This is a genomic window from Collinsella aerofaciens (genome assembly GCF_039752955.1).
Classification (GTDB): domain Bacteria; phylum Actinomycetota; class Coriobacteriia; order Coriobacteriales; family Coriobacteriaceae; genus Collinsella; species Collinsella aerofaciens_BI.
The window spans coordinates 1-1,485 of the sequence record NZ_JBDMHB010000086.1; the positions used below are offsets into that span (position 1 = coordinate 1).

1 protein-coding gene is annotated in these 1,485 nt (G+C 59.5%); it reads left to right on the forward strand.

The annotated features are described in order from the left end of the window. Positions 1–278: 278 nt before the first annotated feature. Positions 279–1,100, forward strand: coding sequence for an HAD family hydrolase (locus tag ABHR75_RS09885; RefSeq protein WP_138114150.1), 822 nt, complete (start codon positions 279–281; stop codon positions 1,098–1,100). Positions 1,101–1,485: the final 385 nt, after the last annotated feature.

Genomic DNA, 1,485 nt, shown 5'->3' on the forward strand with positions numbered 1-1,485 from the left:
CGGTGTCCCCTCCCTTTCAAGAAAGAGAAGAGGCGGGGCATGCCCCGCCTCTTACACCACATCTCTGCGCGCTACCACAACATTCGATGAAAATCGCGATTTTGCCGAAAAACGTCGAATGTTGTGATGGTTTGGCCCGTAGACGCCGCGATCACCGCAAAGGGGCCAGGCACCTTTGTGGTGGTTTTTGCTTTGACGGGCCGCGCCTGTGCCTTGGTATACCATGTACGCCGTTTGCAAATACACCCCACACCGCCGCACAACCCAGAAAGGCCCCCATGGACACAACCTTCAGCCACACCAAAGCCGTGTTTTGCGATATCGACGGTACGCTGCTCACGAGCCGGCACACGGTGTCCCCGCGCACCGTGGCGACGATTCGCGCCCTGCGCGAGCGCGGCGTGCTGTTTGGCCTGTGCACCGGGCGTGACGCCCACGCGACCGAGGCCATGTACGAGCTCTGGGGCATCGAAGGCCTGGTGGACGTGCTCGTGGGCTGCGGTGGCGCCGAGGTCATCGACCGCGCGCACGACATCAACGAGCTGAGCTATCCGCTGCCGGGCGAGACCATCGCGCGCATCTGCAAGCACATGGCGGACCTTCCGGCAACGCCCGTCTGCCCCCGAGACGGCGTGTTCTACGTGCCCGAGAGCAACGCGTGCGTCGAGCACCTGTCGCGCGTCGATGGCGTGCCCTACCAGGTGGTCGACTTTGCCGAGTTCTTACGCGAGCCGCAGCCCAAGGTGATGTTTACCATGGCGCCCGAGGTAATGCCGCGGGTGATTGAGCGGGCGTCGACGTTTGCCGATAACACTGTTAAGGCGGCAGCCCTGCAGACCACGCAGCGGCTCTACGAGTTCATGGATCCGCGCGTGTCCAAGACGCGCGGCCTGCTGCGCGTCGCGGAGCTCAATGACATGGGGCTCCAGAACATTTGCGTGTTCGGCGATGCGGACAACGATGCCGGCATGGTGGCCGACGCCGGCGTGGGCGTGGCCATGGCAAACGGCAGCGACGCCACCCGTGCCGCGGCCGACTTTGTAACCGCGAGCAACGACGAAGACGGTATCGCGATCTTTATCCAGGAGCACCTGCTGTAGCACTGCGCGCTGGACAAAAACCACCACGAAGGGGACAGGCACCTTTGTGGTGGTTCGATCAGGCGTCCCGGCAACCGATTGCCGGGACGCTTTTTTGTCCCGAGGCGAATCGACGCGGAGAACAAACGACCACTCACAGCCAAATGTCGACCGTTCACAGATTGAGTGGGTTAAAACAAAATGTTGTACAAATAACAACAGAGTGTCATGTATCTATATTTGCCAACGATTCTACCTGCTGGTTTCTAAAACTGAAAAATCAAATAACACTGCATAATTTGAATAAATGTCAAGAACAAAGACTCTGAGAGGTTGATTTCCGATCTCAGCCGAACACATTGAGCAAATAGGCCATTCCCGCAGTTAGCCGAACGCCCCCGCGGCC